This window comes from Deferribacter desulfuricans SSM1 (assembly GCF_000010985.1).
In the GTDB taxonomy this organism is placed as follows: Bacteria; Chrysiogenota; Deferribacteres; order Deferribacterales; family Deferribacteraceae; genus Deferribacter; species Deferribacter desulfuricans.
Genome location: NC_013939.1, coordinates 1,118,568 through 1,136,175 on the forward strand (window position 1 = coordinate 1,118,568; position 17,608 = coordinate 1,136,175).

At 29.7% G+C, this 17,608-nt stretch carries 14 protein-coding genes; 4 read left to right on the forward strand and 10 right to left on the reverse strand.

The genetic code is table 11. From position 1 onward, the window contains the following. Positions 1-104 precede the first annotated feature (104 nt). A complete protein-coding gene (locus DEFDS_RS05655) occupies positions 105-2,315 on the forward strand; it encodes an ATP-binding protein (protein WP_041223645.1) in 2,211 nt (736 codons plus the stop codon). A 258-nt stretch (positions 2,316-2,573) separates the two neighbouring features. Here DEFDS_RS05655 and DEFDS_RS05660 read toward each other — a convergent pair whose 3' ends face one another. From DEFDS_RS05660 to DEFDS_RS05680, 5 genes are all read right to left on the reverse strand, one after another. After that, entirely contained in the window at positions 2,574-3,566 is a 993-nt protein-coding gene (locus tag DEFDS_RS05660) for a YhdH/YhfP family quinone oxidoreductase (RefSeq protein WP_013007843.1), read from the reverse strand. Between the two features lie 2 nt (positions 3,567-3,568). Continuing rightward, positions 3,569-4,678, reverse strand: coding sequence for an ABC transporter substrate-binding protein (locus tag DEFDS_RS05665; protein WP_013007844.1), 1,110 nt, complete (start codon positions 4,676-4,678; stop codon positions 3,569-3,571). Between the two features lie 247 nt (positions 4,679-4,925). Continuing rightward, on the reverse strand, positions 4,926-5,822 hold the full coding sequence (locus DEFDS_RS05670; protein WP_013007845.1) for a formyltransferase family protein: 897 nt from the start codon (positions 5,820-5,822) through the stop codon (positions 4,926-4,928). Further along, the gene (locus DEFDS_RS05675) at positions 5,819-7,534 is read right to left on the reverse strand and encodes a DUF2207 domain-containing protein (RefSeq protein ID WP_013007846.1); all 1,716 of its coding nucleotides are present in this window, start codon (positions 7,532-7,534) and stop codon (positions 5,819-5,821) included. The genes DEFDS_RS05670 and DEFDS_RS05675 overlap by 4 nt, the downstream gene beginning before the upstream one ends. A 12-nt stretch (positions 7,535-7,546) precedes the next feature. Further along, positions 7,547-8,098 (reverse strand): LemA family protein, encoded by a 552-nt coding sequence (locus DEFDS_RS05680; protein ID WP_013007847.1) that lies wholly within the window; start codon positions 8,096-8,098, stop codon positions 7,547-7,549. Positions 8,099-8,199: 101 nt separating this feature from the next. On the opposite strand from DEFDS_RS05680, the gene DEFDS_RS05685 reads away from it, so the two are divergent. From DEFDS_RS05685 to DEFDS_RS05695, 3 genes are read left to right on the forward strand one after another with little or no spacing between them, the layout of a single operon-like run. After that, a complete protein-coding gene (locus tag DEFDS_RS05685) occupies positions 8,200-8,934 on the forward strand; it encodes a ribonuclease Z (protein WP_013007848.1) in 735 nt (244 codons plus the stop codon). Further along, on the forward strand, positions 8,935-9,867 hold the full coding sequence (locus DEFDS_RS12625) for an NAD-dependent epimerase/dehydratase family protein (protein ID WP_013007849.1): 933 nt from the start codon (positions 8,935-8,937) through the stop codon (positions 9,865-9,867). Beyond that, the gene (locus DEFDS_RS05695) at positions 9,836-10,702 is read left to right on the forward strand and encodes a phosphatase PAP2 family protein (RefSeq protein WP_013007850.1); all 867 of its coding nucleotides are present in this window, start codon (positions 9,836-9,838) and stop codon (positions 10,700-10,702) included. Before DEFDS_RS12625 ends, DEFDS_RS05695 begins: the two co-directional genes overlap by 32 nt. A gap of 181 nt (positions 10,703-10,883) precedes the next feature. On the opposite strand, the gene DEFDS_RS05700 is transcribed toward DEFDS_RS05695, so the two are convergent. The 5 genes from DEFDS_RS05700 to DEFDS_RS05720 are packed head-to-tail and all read right to left on the reverse strand — an operon-like array spanning position 10,884 to position 17,580. Beyond that, positions 10,884-11,282 carry a molybdenum cofactor biosynthesis protein MoaE gene (locus DEFDS_RS05700; protein WP_013007851.1) on the reverse strand — a complete coding sequence of 133 codons (399 nt, stop codon included), beginning with the start codon at positions 11,280-11,282 and terminating at the stop codon, positions 10,884-10,886. After that, on the reverse strand, positions 11,279-13,678 hold the full coding sequence (locus tag DEFDS_RS05705; RefSeq protein ID WP_013007852.1) for a FapA family protein: 2,400 nt from the start codon (positions 13,676-13,678) through the stop codon (positions 11,279-11,281). Before DEFDS_RS05705 ends, DEFDS_RS05700 begins: the two co-directional genes overlap by 4 nt. Further along, positions 13,668-14,912 carry a glycosyltransferase family 4 protein gene (locus tag DEFDS_RS05710; protein ID WP_041223646.1) on the reverse strand — a complete coding sequence of 415 codons (1,245 nt, stop codon included), beginning with the start codon at positions 14,910-14,912 and terminating at the stop codon, positions 13,668-13,670. The genes DEFDS_RS05705 and DEFDS_RS05710 overlap by 11 nt, the downstream gene beginning before the upstream one ends. Continuing rightward, positions 14,912-16,180, reverse strand: a complete 1,269-nt coding sequence (locus DEFDS_RS05715) for a glycosyltransferase family 4 protein (RefSeq protein ID WP_013007854.1) — start codon at positions 16,178-16,180, stop codon at positions 14,912-14,914. Before DEFDS_RS05715 ends, DEFDS_RS05710 begins: the two co-directional genes overlap by 1 nt. Beyond that, the gene (locus DEFDS_RS05720) at positions 16,177-17,580 is read right to left on the reverse strand and encodes a mannose-1-phosphate guanylyltransferase/mannose-6-phosphate isomerase (RefSeq protein WP_013007855.1); all 1,404 of its coding nucleotides are present in this window, start codon (positions 17,578-17,580) and stop codon (positions 16,177-16,179) included. Before DEFDS_RS05720 ends, DEFDS_RS05715 begins: the two co-directional genes overlap by 4 nt. Positions 17,581-17,608: the final 28 nt, after the last annotated feature.

Here is a 17,608-nt window from a genome sequence, read left to right on the forward strand (position 1 = left end):
AGGCAACATAAGTTGCCGAAGCAATCTCATAATTTTACAAACAATATGAAAAGTTTTGTAATTGATGCAAGTCGTTGTTTATGAATGTTTGGGAGGGTGATTTGATGTATAGTAATGAAAAAGTCAAAGAAGTTTTAACTAGCTTGGGATTTATCTATGTAAAAGGTTTTATTAAAAATGAAAAAATATTTCTTTCTGATGTGTCTGATAAAATATTACAATATATTGATTCTAGAGATATGTTATTTAAGGATAACTTTTTCAGGGAAGTTTTAGCTGAAAATTTTGAAGACACTTATGAACAAATAATAGATATTGCAAAGAAAAATGATAAAAGTGAAGTGTTTTATAAATTTAAGATAAAAGGTGAAACTGTATGGGCTTATGCAATTAATTTTTACAAACATGATAAAGATAAAATTTATTTTGAAACATACTTAAAAGATATTACTAAAAATATAGGTTTTTATGTAGAGAAAAGAGAGATTACTTATTATGCTGAAGGAGTTTTAGAGTTATTAGATGAATTAATGGGATGGGAATATATAAGTGACGAAAGTTTATTTGATGTTTTAAAAAAGGTATTTAAAACAAATAAATTTGTTTTAGTTTCACCTTATGGGAAAGATGGTTATAAATTTTATTTAGATAAAGTTTATGAATCAGAAATAAGTGATTTAAAAGAGCTTTTAAATTCTGATAGCTGTTTTGTTAACAACTTTTATTGTGATGAGAAGTATTATATTTTTAGGTTTTATCTCGGTTATTTTTTAGTTATGTTTAAAGGTGATTTGCAGGAACTTTTTATAGAAAGAATTAAAGTTGTTTTAAAAATTATAGAAATCGTTTATGAGTATATTAACAAAAAGAAAAGATTGAGAGATGCTATAGAAGAAAACAATAAACTCATTGAAGAAATCAGATTAAATTACCTTTTTATAAAAGAGATTCTTGATAATCTCAATTCAGCTGTAATTGTATTGGATGAAGATGATAATATTGTTTTATCAAATGAAATCTTTAAAAAGAGTTTTACAGAAGAAGATTTAAATATCATACTAAAAAAATCAAAAGATAAGTTTGAGTATAAAGATAAACATTATAAGGTGTTTTTAAGAGAAATTAATATCGAAGAAAACCTATTTAAGATAATACTGCTTATTGATATCACTGATATTGTAAAATATGAAAGAGAATTTTCAAGAATGGATAGACTTGCTTCTATTGGACAGCTTACAGCTGGTATAGCACACGATTTTAACAATATTTTAACAGGTATCAGCGGAATGACATATGCTGTAAAATCTATGGAATCTGATAAAAACAAGATTAAATTGCTCACAAATATAGAGAATCTTGTAGATAGAGCAGCAAATATTATTAGACAGCTTCTAGATTTTGCTAGGAAATCGGAAGGGGATGTACAAAAATTCGACTTAATACCGTACTTAAAAGAATATATCAAAATGCTAAAAGAAACTTTTCCAAAGAATATTACTATAAATTTGAAATATGATAATAAAGATAAATTTGTTGTTGAAATGGACCCTGTCCATCTGGATAGGATAATGATGAATCTGTGTGTAAATGCCAAAGATGCAATTGGTGATAATGAAGGTAAAATTGATATTCAGATTTCCAGAATAAAAATTGTTGATAAAAATTTCAAAGATTTAATTGGTCTGGTAAAAAATGGAGAATATATATTAATTTCTGTTTCAGATAACGGTTGTGGAATCCCTGATGATGTAAAAGGGAAGATTTATGACCCATATTTTACCACAAAAGAGCATGGCAATGGATTAGGGCTAGCACAGGTTTATGGTTTAGTAAAAAATAATGGTGGATACATAACTTTTGAGTCGAAAAAGGGGGAAGGCACTACTTTTTATGTGTTATTACCATATGCAGTAGGGGAAGAAGATAATAAAGATGAATATAACGCTATAGATAATGAGAGAAATCAAAAGTTTAAAGATATTAAGATATTACTTATTGATGATGAAAAGTTTATTGTTGAGTCAATTTCACTTTATTTAAAACAAGTTGGGATGGATGTGGATGTTATTACAAAACCTGTTGAAGCGTTAGATTTATTAAATAAAAATAAATATGATGTGGTAATAACAGATTATTCTCTACCAGGGGTAAAATCAGAAGAGTTTGTAGAAAAAATAAAAACTTATTGTGATAAAGTAATTGTTATTTCTGGTTTTATGTTAAGTGATATAGGTTTACCATTTTTGAAGAAGCCTTTTAAATTTGACGAGCTAACAAAATTGATTGAAGAGCTGTTAGCTGAAAATAACCAGTAGATAAATATATGTTGTAGGTGTTCCCAGTAATAAATGCTCATTTTTTGATTGCTTCTACAATTTTTGTGGCATAGCAAAGACAGAAAAATTTGTCATTACGAACGAAATAAAGCAATCTCCTGCTTCAAACGTTTTATTTGAGATCGCTTCGTCAGCTTGCGCTTCCTCGCGATGACTGTTTTGCCGACTTTGCGAGCGTCAGCAAAGTAATCTAATGATTATTTTACTATGCTAGGAAAAGTTTTGGGACACCTTTTATTAAGGTGCACTATGTTTTAAAACAACTCTTCCTTTGATTTTACCTTGTAAAATAAGGTCAATTTTTTCGTTTAATTGCTCTAAACTTACCTCTTCATAAAAATCATCATGAAAATCTATATTCCAATCGTTAGCTATCTTATTCCATATATATTTTTTAAACTCGATATCGCATTCGACAGAGTCAATCCCTAAAAGGTTTACTCCACGGAGTATAAATGGGAAAACTGTAATATCAAGCTTTGGGGATTGAGCAAGGCCACATGTTGTAGCTGAACAGCCATATTTTAAAGCTTTTATAGCTGAAGCCAAAATAGAGCCACCAACAGTATCAACCACACCATCCCATGTTTCTCTTAAAAGAGCTTTTTTTTCATCGATAATATCATTTCTATTTACAATCTCACTTGCACCAAGGGACTTTAAAAACTCTGTTTGGTCTATTTTTCCTGTTGCAGCTATCACCTGATAACCCTCTTTTGCAAGTATTGCTATAGCTATAGAACCCACACCACCTGTAGCTCCAGTAACTAACACTTTGCCACCATCTTTAAGACCAAATTTTTGTAATTTATCAACAGACATTGCAGCTGTAAAACCAGCTGTGCCATAAATCATTGCCTGCTTAAGTGTTAGACTTTCTGGTTTTTTAACAACCCAGTTAGCTGGCACAGAGATATATTCACCAAAACCACCTGGAGTGTTCATCCCTAAATCATAGCCAATAACAATTACTTCATCCCCCTCTTTAAAATCGTTTGTTTTTGATTTTACAACAACTCCAGCAGCATCAATACCTGGAGTATGAGGGTAATTTCTTGTCACACCTTTGTTTCCTGTGGCTGATAATGCATCTTTGTAGTTTAATGAAGAGTAATATACTCTAATCAATACATCATTGTCAGGCAAATCTGATATCTGTCTTTCTTCTATTTTTCTTTCAAATGTGCCATCATCTTTTTCATAAATTACTAAAGCGTTAAATCTTTCCATTTTTACCTCTCTACTAATTTAAATTTCCCATTCTCCACTTTTATTATTACCATAGAATCTTCATCAAGTCCACAATGATCTTGTTTGGATAAATTATAAACGCCTGTTACACTTATAAAGTTTTTTATTTGCTCTAGAGCATCTACCAATGGTATATTTTTAGCTTTTGAGATTTCAAAGCCTTTCATAATTAACATAAAAGCATCGTAGGCATATACCGCATGCACTGAAGAATCTTTAATAAGTTTGCCAAACTTTTGATTAAATTCAATTAATAATAGTTTTTGAGGATCGCTATCTGGTAGTTGATCTGCAACTATAAATTTTGTTGCTGGCAAAATGGAGCCCTCAGCAGAAGTTCCAGCAAGTTTGATATAATAATAATCTGCGAGTCCGTGAGACTGTATTAATAAAATATTTTGATTTAAATGCCTCAAATTTTTTGCTATTTTTGCTCCAGCTGAGCCAACAGTCCATGCAAGAATTGCCTGTGGTTTTTTATTTAAAAGTTTTGACAATTGAGATGTCATATTTGCATCAGATTTATTAAATTTTTCAATACCCACTATTTCTAGTCCGTTTGACAGTTTTTTTAACGATTTTATGCCATCTTGACCAAAACCGCCAGAATCAGCTATTACACCAATTTTTGTTATTTTGTTATTTAAGAGATAATCCTTTATTTTTTTTATCGCAGTAGAGGTTTTTTGTGGCGATTTAAACACATATTTTTTTACTGGTTCTACAACCGATGTGCCGCCTACCAATGTCATAGTTACAACTTTTGCTTTTTGAACTACAGGTATTATTGCTAAGGCACTGCCTGTTGTATTTGGTCCAATGATTACATCAACTCTATTTTTCTTAATAAGCTTTTTTGCATATTGAATAGCCATTTTTGGCTGACTTTTGGTATCATATATGATTAACCTTATTTTTTCTTTATGAGTTTGATTATGCTGTTTTACTAATTCTTTCAAAATGACTTCTGCTGGTTTGCCTATGTGTGATGCTGGGCCAGAGATTGCCAGTAAAGCACCGATTTTTATTTCGGCAAAAGCAGTAATACTGATAAAAACTGTCAGAAAAACTGATAAAATTATCCTTAACATAAAATCCTCCACTATATGTTAAAATATATTTAACCTTCTTGGTTAAGAAATATCAAACAATGTTTAATATGTCAATACCATTTTGAAAGAGATTGATTCAGCAACTTACATTGCCTCGCAATGACCCAAAATTGCTGTCATTGCGAGCGTTAGCGAAGCAATCTAGTATATTTAGCGTCTATTTCTGTGCAATACCCTCAATTTGTACTTTTAATTGTACTACTTACACGCATTAAGAGAAATAGCTTTAAAGATGGTTTAATATGGTATTTTCTTCTAGAGGGATTTCTTCAAAATTATATAATTTACTGTTTAACTCTATTTTTGAAACAATTATTGTTCCACTGCCACATGCTACTTCAATACCGTTTTTAGTTTTTTTTATAACTGTTCCTGGATAGCCATAATCCCCATCCCATTTTTCAATATGAGCTTTCCATATTGTTACTTTTTCATTTTTGCTTATAGCAAATGCTCCGAAAAATGGGTAGGAATATGCTCTAATATGATTATAGACTGCATAAGCCGATTTATTAAAATCTATAATTGCATCTTTTTTTCTCTTTCTAACAAGATAAAAGCCTAACTCATCATTTTGAGGTATTGAATTATTGAAATTTACTTTGTTATTCAATAAGTTATCAATAAAAATTTCAACCTTTTCTATATATTTTTCAATAAAATCAACTGGATAATCATCAAATTCTATCTTTATAACATCTTGAAATAGAATAGGCCCAGCATCAACTTTATCTATTGGCTCATAAATTGTTAAACCGCTTTTTACAACACCTCTAAAAAATTGCTCAGATATTGCACCATACCCTCTATAATAGGGCAAAAGGGAAGGGTGTGCATATAAAATCTTAAAGCTTGTATTTTCATTGATGAAAAAATCTTTTGTCCAATCAATACATAAAGCCACATCAATGTTTTTTATTTTATTTTTTACAAATGAATATTTGTTTCCATCTAAATATGTTATACTAAAATCTCTAGCAAATTTTGAAAAATCATAGACTTGATTTGTTCTTTTAGTATTTGGATGATATGTAAAAACTCTTAAATCTTTTAATCCACTATTGCTTAAAATCTCTAATAGCCTGTAGCCTATGAAATTATCTAAAAACAGAGCAAGTTTCACCAGCTACCGCCTCCACCTCCACCAAAACCGCCTCCACCAAAGCCACCGCCACCTGAAAATCCACTACCGCTACTGCTTGATTGAGGCGCAGAGGTAAAAGCAGCATTTATAGATTTTATGGAGTTATCAATACTGTTTACAAAATATATTGTATTAAAAGTATGATAGCTACTACCACGATACCAGCTTGGTGGCTCAGTAATTAAATCTTTAAATTTTTCTGCTACTTTTTCTTCTATACCGAGCGCTATAGCAAAAGGGAGTATTTTATCAAAATAGTTTGGATCTTCTTTTAACAAAGCTTTTAGTTTTGGTTTTTCCACTCTTTCTATAAACTCTTTAAACCCCTCTACTAGCTGATAAACTTTGCTACCTTTAGTTGTTTTTTTAGGCATTATTCTAGCAAAAATAAATACGATAATTGATGATAAAATAAAAGATATTGGATAATCTAATCTTCCAAAAAATATTCCGCTGATAACTCCTATGATAAAGAGTGAAATAGCTACTACATATGAAATTGCAGTTAATGTTTTCGAAGTGCTATCGTAGTAATCTTGTAGCGTTAATTCAGAATCAAGCTTTTCTCTAGCTTCATTCATATATGTATAAAAATTATCTTTAAGCGTACTTATTTTAACACTTTTTGTGCTCCCAGGGAATAAACCATTGAATATTACCTTTTCAAAACTTTTTGCTGTCTCAGGTAAGTCTTTTAATCTGTTTAACACATAATCTTTCTTTTTGAAAATTAAGCCGTCCCCTTCAACCTCTTCTATCTCTAAAATACCTTTTGCAGCCCAGTAGAAAATTAGTGAAATCAAATCTCTATTATCCACTTTGTCATCTATCAAAACTCCAGCCTCAGCTGGTGTAATATCATCAGGCAGTTTATATTGAACTATCTTAATCATTTTTGTATCTTTTCCAAATTTATTCCAGAGTAAAAAGAATATAATAAAAATTACAACAGGTAATACATAGATGTAATTGTTATAAATAATAAACTTTAATTTTGTAAAAAAGGAACCTCTATTTATTAACCCCTTAGGAAATTTAATCCCTACTGTTATTCCATAACCAGCAGGTAGGGGTGAAATGGTTTCACCTGAGATATTCCCTTCTGATACAGAAAACTTTGTATTATTTATTTTAGAAAATCTTTTTCCGCTAAATATAAAATATTCAGATTCATCCGGCTTGAAGTTTGGAGGGAAATTTATATTAAAAGTGGCTTTTTCAATTTTTACAGGCCATTCAAAACCGATAACATTGTAGTAAAACTCTGAATGATCATCAAAGAAGTTAATCGCTCCATAAACCTTATAGCTGATTGTATATCTAATATCACCATTTACATATCTGTTTTTATCACCAATACGGATATAAAGATAGTTCCCTTTTTTGTAAATTTTATTTTTAAATCCAGGTGTTTTTATATCATAAATGTAGAGCTTGTAATTTTTGCCATAAATAAACGGTCTTGATAAATCGTCAGCTTTGTTTTCCACTTTGTATTTATATGGTATTTTCCTGAAAATACCATGTCTGGGTGAGTAGAAATGCACTAAAATCTCTTCTTTTATATCCAAAACAGAGTTTTCATTAACTGTGATATCCACATCGTATTTTTTGATATAAAAATATTCAGCATGAGCTATGGCAGTAAAAGCAAAAAGTAGTATTGTAAAAAGATTTATAATTATTTTCATCTTTAACCCTTTTTAAGAAAAACTTACTTTTACATTTTCTCTTTCTTTTTCTTCGATTTCAAAGAATTCACGCTTTTTAAAATTAAACATGTTTGCAATAATCACAGATGGGAAAGATTCGCATAAGATGTTGTAATCTCTGACTACAGCATTGTAGTATCTTCTGGCATTTTGAATGTTATCTTCAATTTCGTTCAAAGTGTTTTGAAGGTTTAAAAAGTTTTCGTTTGCCTTTAAATCAGGATAATTTTCTGCTAGTGCGAAAATTGTTTTTAATGCGCCTGTCAGCATATTTTCTGCTTGTGCTTTTTCTTCTATATTTGTTGCATTCATGGCCATATTTCTTGCTTTTATTACATTTTCCAAGGTTTCTTTTTCATGCTTTGCATAACCTTTAACAGTTTCTACTAAATTTGGTATTAAATCGTATCTTCTTTTTAATTGGACATCAATTCCGCTCCAAGACTCGTCAACCTGGTTTTTAAGTTTTATAAATTTGTTGTAGTAATAAATGAGACCTAAGATAATTAGTATTATTAAACCTAAGATAATGTATCCTATCATCTTTACCTCCATCATCACTTTCTTGTTGCAAAATCCATTATAATTAATAATATCATACAGTGGCTGTAGTTTCCATATAAAATTTAAAACGGTGATGATTTATGGCAAAATTAACAGTTTTAGGATCAGGAAGTGTTGTGCAATATGAGGGTAGGGGATCCGCATCATATCTGTTGGAAATTGATGATAAAAAAATAGTTTTGGATTGTGGTTTTTATTTGCTTGAAAGGTTAGAACAAAAAGGTGTTATGGCTGATGAAATAGATTATATCTTTGTATCTCATAAACATCCAGATCATTTTATGGGTTTAATACATTTTCTTTTTGCAAGGAAAAATAAGAGGGTTTATTCTGATAAACCGGTTACAATTTTTGGATTTAAGGGGTTAAAAGAATATATTGAATCTTTTAAAAATATCTTAGGAAAATGGATAGAACCTGATATTGAGATTCATATTATTGAGGATGAAGAAAGAGATTTTGGTATTTTTAGTTACAAACTTTTTAAAACAAAGCATACCGATGAATCTGTGGGAATTGTTTTAAATTTTAATGATAAAAAGTTGGTGTACACTTCAGATACTGAGTATTTTGAAGAATTGATAGAAATAGTAAACAATGCTGATTTGTTGATTGCAGAATGTGGAAAACTAAAGGGCGAAGATTTTGAAGGGCATATGTTTTATGATGAAGTGTTAGAGATTGCTGTTAATAGTAATATCTCTACGCTGCTTTTTTCACATTTTTACCCAGAAACAGACAAGTTTTATATAGATGCAAAAGATTATAATTTTAAGATATTCAAAGCAAGGGATTTGATGACATTAAATATTTAATTGGGGGATAAAATTTTACTTGTTACAGGTGCTTCTGGGTTTATTGGTAGACATTTTGTTTCTCTGTTATCAGATGATAGTTTTATAGCTTTGGGAAGAAGGAATATAGGTTTTAAGCATTTTATATCTTTTGATTTTTCAAAAGATAAATCACTGATTTTTCCAGATGATATAGAAACTGTAGTGCATTTTGCAGGTTGTACAAAGACTATTAACAAAGATGATTATTTCAAAATAAATGTTGATGCTACAGCAAATCTTATTGAAATGGCTGTTAAAAATAAAGTTAAAAAGTTTGTTTTGATTTCTTCGCAGGCTGCAGCAGGGTCAAATGCAAAAAGTGAATATGATAAATCAAATCCTGTAAGTATTTATGGCAAAAGTAAACTATTGGCAGAAAAAAAAGTTTTGCAATATAAAAACGAAATAGATGTTTTAATTATAAGACCACCAGCTGTATTTGGACCTTTTGATACCGATTTTCACAAAACCTTCAAAATGGTTAAAAGTGGCATAATCCCTTTGATAAATAACAGTTTATTTAGCTATGTATATGTCAGAGACTTGGTGGAAAATATTTTAAAACTTCTTAATTGTAATACAAAAAGTGGCGAAATATTCTTTGTTTCTGCAACTAATCCCATCTCTCAAAAGGGATTTATTAAACATATTGCAGAGATTATGAGCAAAAAGGTTACTTTTATAAAAATACCCAAGCAAATTGCTTTTACAGTTGCTTGGCTAAATGAGCTAAAAAGTAAGGTTTTAAGAAAACCTGATATTTTTTCAGTAGATAAAGTTAGAGAGATTGTTGCTGGAGATTGGGTTTGCTCCAATGAAAAATTGAAGAAATTTATTGAGCCAGTTGAGACACCAATAAGCGATGCACTAAGGGAAACCTATGAATGGTATAAAGAAAACAAATGGTTATAACTTTCTACCACATGATTTTTTGACACTTTTTTATGTTATAATAATTATTTTTATTGTTTTAACACATTATAATAGTTTAAGTTTTGCTTATATGCACATTTTTACGCATCTTTTAGGCGTAGCTTTTATTTTTTTGATAGCTAAATATGACAGAAATAAAAATAAATTGATTACTTTAATTCACTATTTTTACCCTATTTTGTTTTTTACTTTTATATATCAGGAGACAGGAAGACTTAATCAGCTTTTTTATGATGGTTATTTTGATAAATTACTTCTTTATTGGGATACAAAACTTTTTGGCAAATCACCCATTTATTGGTTTTATGAATTAATCCCTCAAAGAATAATTTCTGAATATTTTCATTTTTCTTATGCTTTTTATTATCTAATGGTGCCGTTAACATTCGTTTATATTTATAAGAGGAAGAAAGATAATGTTTTGCATTATATGTTTACTCTGTGCTTTTCATTTTATATTTACTATTTGATATTTATATTTTTTCCTGCTGTAGGTGGTAGGACTTTTGCTGATATCTATGCTAGAGAAGGTTATCTTTTTAAGAAAATTGTAGATTATATTTATCTTACACAAGAAATAGATGGAGGTGCATTCCCTTCTTCGCATGTGGGTATTGCTCTTGTTTGTTTATTAAACTTAAAAAGGGTAGGTGGGTATTTTTACAAAATTATGCTGATTTTGGTACCTTCACTTGCATTAGCAACAGTATATTGTGGATACCATTATGGTGTAGACATGATTACAGGTTGGATTTCTGGATATATACTATACAAAATTTCATCTTTTTTATACGTAAGATATTTCAGTAATTGAAAGAATGAATGTTATTTCACAATAGACTAATAATTATGAGATTGCTTCGTCGCTGTCGCTCCTCGCAATGACCCTAAAATGCTGTCATTGCGAGCGTCAGCGAAGCAATCTGAGGTTCTTAATCAATTATTATTATGCTGCAGCCAAGAAAATATCTTTATGAGTGCAGGTATAAGTAAATTTATAGTTCTTCCAATTTTATCAATGTTTCAGCTTTGATAAACTCTAAAATGTCCCTTATTGCATCAAATGCGGAGCTTCTATCTTTAGCTTCTGCAGCTAAAAAGAGTATTGTATCATTTTTTTCTATTACTCCCACTTGATGGACTACAAAAAGCTTATTCAAATCAAATCTATCAAAAATTTTATGAGCATATTCATTGATTTTATTTAAAGCTTCATCATCAATAATAGTCAATTTAATTTTAGTATAATTAGGTTTATATTTCCCAGGATATTTAGCTTTTCCATGATGGATTAAAATAGTACCTGTACTATCACTTACTGATGTATAAAACTCATTATAGAGTTTTGCTACATCAATTTTATTTTCCTCTAATCTTACTACGATATTTTTCACAAGTCACCTCCAATTAGTTGTATATCCCCTTCTTCTATTTTTACTAAAATTTGATTAAAATAATCTTTATGACTTGTATAAGAGTAGTTACCTATTTTTAGTATGACATCAGAATATAATGTTTTATTTATTTTTATAAATGGGTTATGTTTGACACTTCTTTCATAAAGACTATTTAATACTTTTTCTTTTACTAAAATATGCTTTAGTTTTTGTTCCAGTTGCTTTAACCTTTCGATATTTAGTTGATATTCTTTATCCATAACAGCATCTTCTATATTTCCATATTTTAAAATTATTTTTTTGATAATTTCCTTTACATAAGAAAGTGAATTATTGATTTTATTTTGAGCCTCTTTGTTGCTATTTAATTTTTGTTTGATTAATGTTTTGTTTAATGGGATAATTTTTAATTGGGTTTTAGTATAGGGGATTGTGCCTGCAATATTTACTTCTATAAAATCTGAGGCTGTAATACTACAAGTGTGTACAGTCCCAGTTTTTCTTATACATTTGAAATAGCCGTTGCACACTACTTTACTATTTCTTACATAATCTAACACTTCTATATCCTGCTCACAAAAAACTTCAGCATCTTGAATAAACTCCGCAGTTATTTTTTTCAAAGCTTTAATAACTGCTTTATCCTTTCCAAAAACACCTCCATTTATAACTATAGAGCCATTTTCAGAGATTATTTTACACCCTTCCACGATACCTCTTATTTTGATATCTCCGCCAGCATTAATGTCAAAACCACTCAAGACATCCCCATTTATAATAACATCCCCATGATAATTTATATTTCCGACAGAATAATCCACATTGCTATTAATAATTATAACTTCTATCACATTTACTTGATTGCCGTTGTATGTAATTTGCCCATCTACGGTGGAAATAAGTTTTAAACCATCAGAACTTACATAAGTATTTTTACCAACTGGGAGTTTAAAATCTTTTCCTGGTTTTGCTTTTATTGGTCTTCCATATACATCTATACCATCAATCCCTTCTGTGTAAGGGATTTTAACACACAGCACATCATTCTTTTTGACAGGTTGAATAAAATTTATCTCTTTGAAATCAACTCTATCATTATCTAAGATTTTTGGTTTATAAATATTATCTTTTTCAAAAAAGTATATTATAAAAGCATCTGTACCATTAATTGGTTTTTTACCAACCGACACAGGAATATTTAGTGATGGATTTTTTAATATTTTATCTATATTTTCCTCATTAATCCCATAATTGATATGATTCTTTTTTAAAAAAAATATAATATCGTTTTTAGTCAGGTTATGGTATTTTGGTAAAGAAAGGTATGCTTCCAATCTATCTTGAGATACTGTAAGTGTGATATCTTTAAATTTTGATAAATCAAACTTTTCTACTCTTTCTGATATTAAATAAGCATTCCCTTTTGAGAATTTTATAGCTTCTTCTACTTTATTTTCATCTACTAAATAACCTTCATCAATAAGCGCTTCTAATATTTTTTCTTTAGAAATGTTAGGATCGTTAACAACTAAATAAAGTTTTTTATCAAGCTCAATTATAGTAAATGGTTCTTCTGATACAGTTATCTGTTTTTTATTAAAATCTTTTATTAAATCAATAAGCTGCTGATAATCATTTATCCTTTGATTTGGATCGAGCTTTAAGCACTGCTTAATTGCTTCTTTTATATTGTCAGGCACATTGGAAAAAAGGCTCAAATGAGGATAATTTAACTTCTTTATATTTAACAAAGCATTATCAGAAATCTTTTCTCCAAATGGATAAATTGTTGTAAATAGAGTAAAAATTATACATCCTAACTGAAATATATCTGATTTATATGTGGAATGCTTCCCTGCAATTTTTTCTGGTGGGATAAATGGTGGCGGAGAAGTGCTAAATCCTAACTCAGATATTAGATTATTTTTTGTCACAACTCTATCAATACCAAAATTGTCGATTTTCACTTTTTGATTCTTTGTCAAATAAATAGAATCTAAATACAAGTTTTTGTGTATCATATTACTTTCGTATGCAAATTGTAATGCATCAATGATATCTAAGATAATTTCTGCCTTTTGGCTTATATCTAGTGAAGCTATTTTGTTTAAACTAAAAGAATCATGCTCCAAATCTATATATTCTTGTATAAGGTAATAATTGTTTTCATCCTCAGCAAAATCCATAATTGTCAATACGGATGGATGTATTATTTGTCCCGCTGTTTTTACAATGTTTTCAAATCTTTTTTTTATATTTGCATCAGACTTTGGAATTTCCTTTAGAATAACTTTTCTTTGAAAATGATTGTCTTCAGCAAGAAAAGCATTGCCAGAAGGGGTGATTGCTAAAAAACTTTTTTTATCATATCTATCAAAAAAATCAGTGTTCATAAATTTTATTAAATAAAGGTAAAATTGTTTTTTTGAAAATATTGTCCCAGCTATAATCCCTTAAAGTTTTCCTAAAAAACCTTGTTGTTTTTGTGCTTTCTGAAACTTTTATTAACTTGTCAGCAATAGAGTTTACATCTTCATCTAACTTAAAAAAAGTGGCATAATTATTTGCGATTTCTCTAAAAGGTGGAATATCTGAACAAACTATTGGTATTTTAAGCATCCCAGCCTCTAATAAAGGGATACCAAACCCTTCTTGAATACTTGGCAAAAAGAGCATATCAGCGATATGATACAAATCCCTTATTTTGACTCTATCACTTTCTATAACTTCACCTGATGGAAGAGTATATCTTGCTAATAGAATAGCATGTTCTCTTATATTTAACTCATCTATTAAAGTGTTTAGTTTGTTAAAATAATTTACAGTATTTTTTTCATGAGGATCAAAAGCTCCTGTAATTAGAGCTTTTGCTTTTACCCCTTTATCAACTAATGCTTTTACAACTTTTATAGTTAGCTCAATATTTTTTCTTGGATGAAGTCTGGATGGCTGAACCAAAATAATATCTTGATTATATAAGTCTTCATTATTAATAATTCTTACTGTGTTTATATCCAATCTAAAAAAAGTAATAGGATCAATACCATTTTTAACAACAAATATTCTATCCTTATCTACATTCATCAATTTTGCAAATAATTTCCGTCTGCTCTCCGTGATTGTGACATAATTTATTTTTGGGTTATATTTTTTTAGTATATCAAAAGGTGGGGTATCATAAATTTTTTCATAATCTTCATAAAAATATAATGAATCGTGTGCCCAATTTATAACCTTTATATCCATTTCATCAGCAATTTCATGAACCGCCATTGCAGCTGGTAAGTTGTATCTCATGTTTAAAATATTATGTACAATCAGGATATCAAAATTTTGTAATTCACTTTTTAGAAAAACTTTTATTCTTTCTTTTAAACTGTTAATTCTTGATATATCTTTTTTTTGTTGTAATAAATTTATTGCATCATTTACTTCATCATTGTTTGAAAGTAGCAATGGATTAATAACTACTGGAATATAATTTTCAAACTGAGCACCTTTACCAGCAATAATTTTCACATTTAGTAAGTTTCGCCTAAAAAGAAGAGCTTGCTGTTTTATAACTTCTTCAACACCACCAACTACAGGAGGGGCTGAATAATGCAGTATGGCAATATTATATTTCATTATATGCACTCACTCTCCACTATTTTTATAATGTTTAGCAGCTTTCTTTCTAAAACTTCATAAGAGAAGTGTTTTAATGCAATATTATAGTTTTTTTCAACCATCTCATTTAATCGATGCTTATCAGAAATAACTTTTAGAGCTTCATCAACTATCTTTTCTGTCACAAAACCATCAAATTTAAAAACATCAAACCCAAATGGCTCAATATCAGTTATAAAAATAGAGTATCTATTTACAATTATTGGCTTTTTAAAATAAATTGTTTCTAAAAAGGCATTTCCAAATCCTTCATAACCTGAAGGGTAGGTTATGATATCAGCACATTGATAAATATCACCGATTGTGTATTTTTTCTCACCAACTTCCCTACACCTTTCAGTTCCGATATAATCATCTATTCCAACTATCTCTACCCCTAAAAGCTTTGCATAGTTTTTTACTCTCTCATAATAGATATCACCTTCATCCCCTGATGCATGAGAAATTATTAATTTAGAGTTTTTTAGTTTCATCATATAAACAATTTCTACAGCTCTTTCTATCCATTTTCTAGGAACAATTCTTGTTGGCTGTAATACAAAGAGGTCATCTTCGCTTAAACCAGCAATCTGACGAATTTCAGAGCAAATTTTGGGGTCTATAGGTTTAGGAGGCTCTGCAAAATTGTAAACATTTGGTATAACAAAATTAGATATCCCTTTTCTAAGGCTTAGTTGCTCTGACGCTATGCTGTTTATTACTACATGTGTTATCGATTTTAAATCAGGAGGAAACCCTCTATCTAAATAGTCTTTTGCTGCATTAACAAGAAACCTATCCCTTTCCCAATAAAAATCGTGATGATGAGCAATTGTTGGAAAGCAAGTTTCTGCAATAAATTCAGTTAATGCCAATCCTAAAGGGATATTCATAGGTATAGTTAAAGCATTTTCGGGTATTAATAGATGAATATCGTATTTATTTACAAAATCATACAATCTAATCTTTAAGTATTCTTTCAATTCTGAAACTTTAAGCGATGTTTCATGGTCTCTTTTCCTTGTTCCAAACAGCTTACTGTTTAACTCTTTTATTTCTGGATGCTGAAAGTGTGCTAAAGGTGCTATAAAAGATACATTTGGGTCTCTATCACATTCACCAGCAAAATAGAAACAGTTGTAATTGTTACGTTCTAAAACATGCGCCCATTTTTCAATTTCTAATGAAACTCCATCAGTACCTGCAATACGTGTAGAAACAAAACCTATATTTTTAATCTTTTTCATTTTACTCTACCGTACATATCTTCAAATCTTACTATATCATCTTCACCCACATATTCGCCTACTTGTACCTCTATAAACTCAAAAGGGATTTTACCTGGATTCTCTATTCTGTGTTTTGTAGCTTTTGGTATGTATACCTTTTCATTTTCACTGAGATATAAAATATCCTCACCAATCTGAACTTTAGCCGTGCCCTTTACACCTATCCAGTGCTCTGCCCTATGGTAATGAAGCTGCAAACTTAATTTTTGACCTGGATTTACAACTATTTTTTTGACTTTATAATTTTTCCCTTCATTTAATACAGTAAAACTTCCCCATGGTCTATAAACCGTTCTATGAACTTCTGCTTCTTCTCTTTCCTCTTTTTTCAAAAGCTCAACGATATCCTTTACTTGCTGAGAATAACCTTTTTTTGCAATTAAAATAGCATCATCAGTATCAGCTATGATGAGGTCATCAACACCAACTGTGCAAAGCAATCTTTTTGAACCGAGTATTAAACTATTTTTACTATTTTTAGATACAACATTCCCTTTTATAACATTATTGTTTTCATCTTTTGGTAATACCTCATATACACTATCCCATGAGCCAATATCTGACCAGGTAATGTTTATAGGGATGACCACTACTTTTTTAGATTTTTCCATTATGGCATAGTCAATTGAAATTTCTGGCATTTTATGAAATTCTTTTTTCATCGTTTCAAAACTGTTAGAAAATAGCTCGTATATTTCAGGCTCATATTTTTCTATCTCTTCAATAAAAGTTTCAATGGAAAACATGAAGATACCAGAATTCCAAAAGAATTTTCCACTTTCTAAATATTTTTTAGCTGTATTTAAATCTGGTTTTTCGTGGAACTGTTTTACCTCAAAAACAGTTTTTCCAGCTTCATCAAAAAGCTTTTTATTACTTTTTTCAATGTATCCATATCCAGTTTCAGGTTTAGTTGGAACAACTCCAAAAGTTACAATATAACCATCTTTTGCAAACTGTTCAGCCAATTTTACATAATCAGCAAACTCTGATGCAGGGCTAATAATATGATCAGAAGGTGATATAAATACAGCATCATTTAATTTACCATGAAGTTTTTCCTGAATATATTTAATACCCAGAGCAATAGCAGGTGCCGTATTTTTACCAATAGGCTCATCGATGATATGAGGGTCATCTCCAAGAATAGGCTGAACCTGCTGTTTAACAAAAAAAGAATGATCTCTATTAGTAACAATTACAATATCCTCTTTATCAGAATAATAAAGATTTCTTTTTGCGGTTTTTTGCAAAAGGGTTTCATCATCAGTTAAACTCAAAAACTGTTTTGGAAATTTCTTCCTTGATAATGGCCAAAGCCTTGTACCACTTCCTCCAGCTAAAATTATGGAAAACATTATCCCCTCCCAAAAGTTAATATTTAAC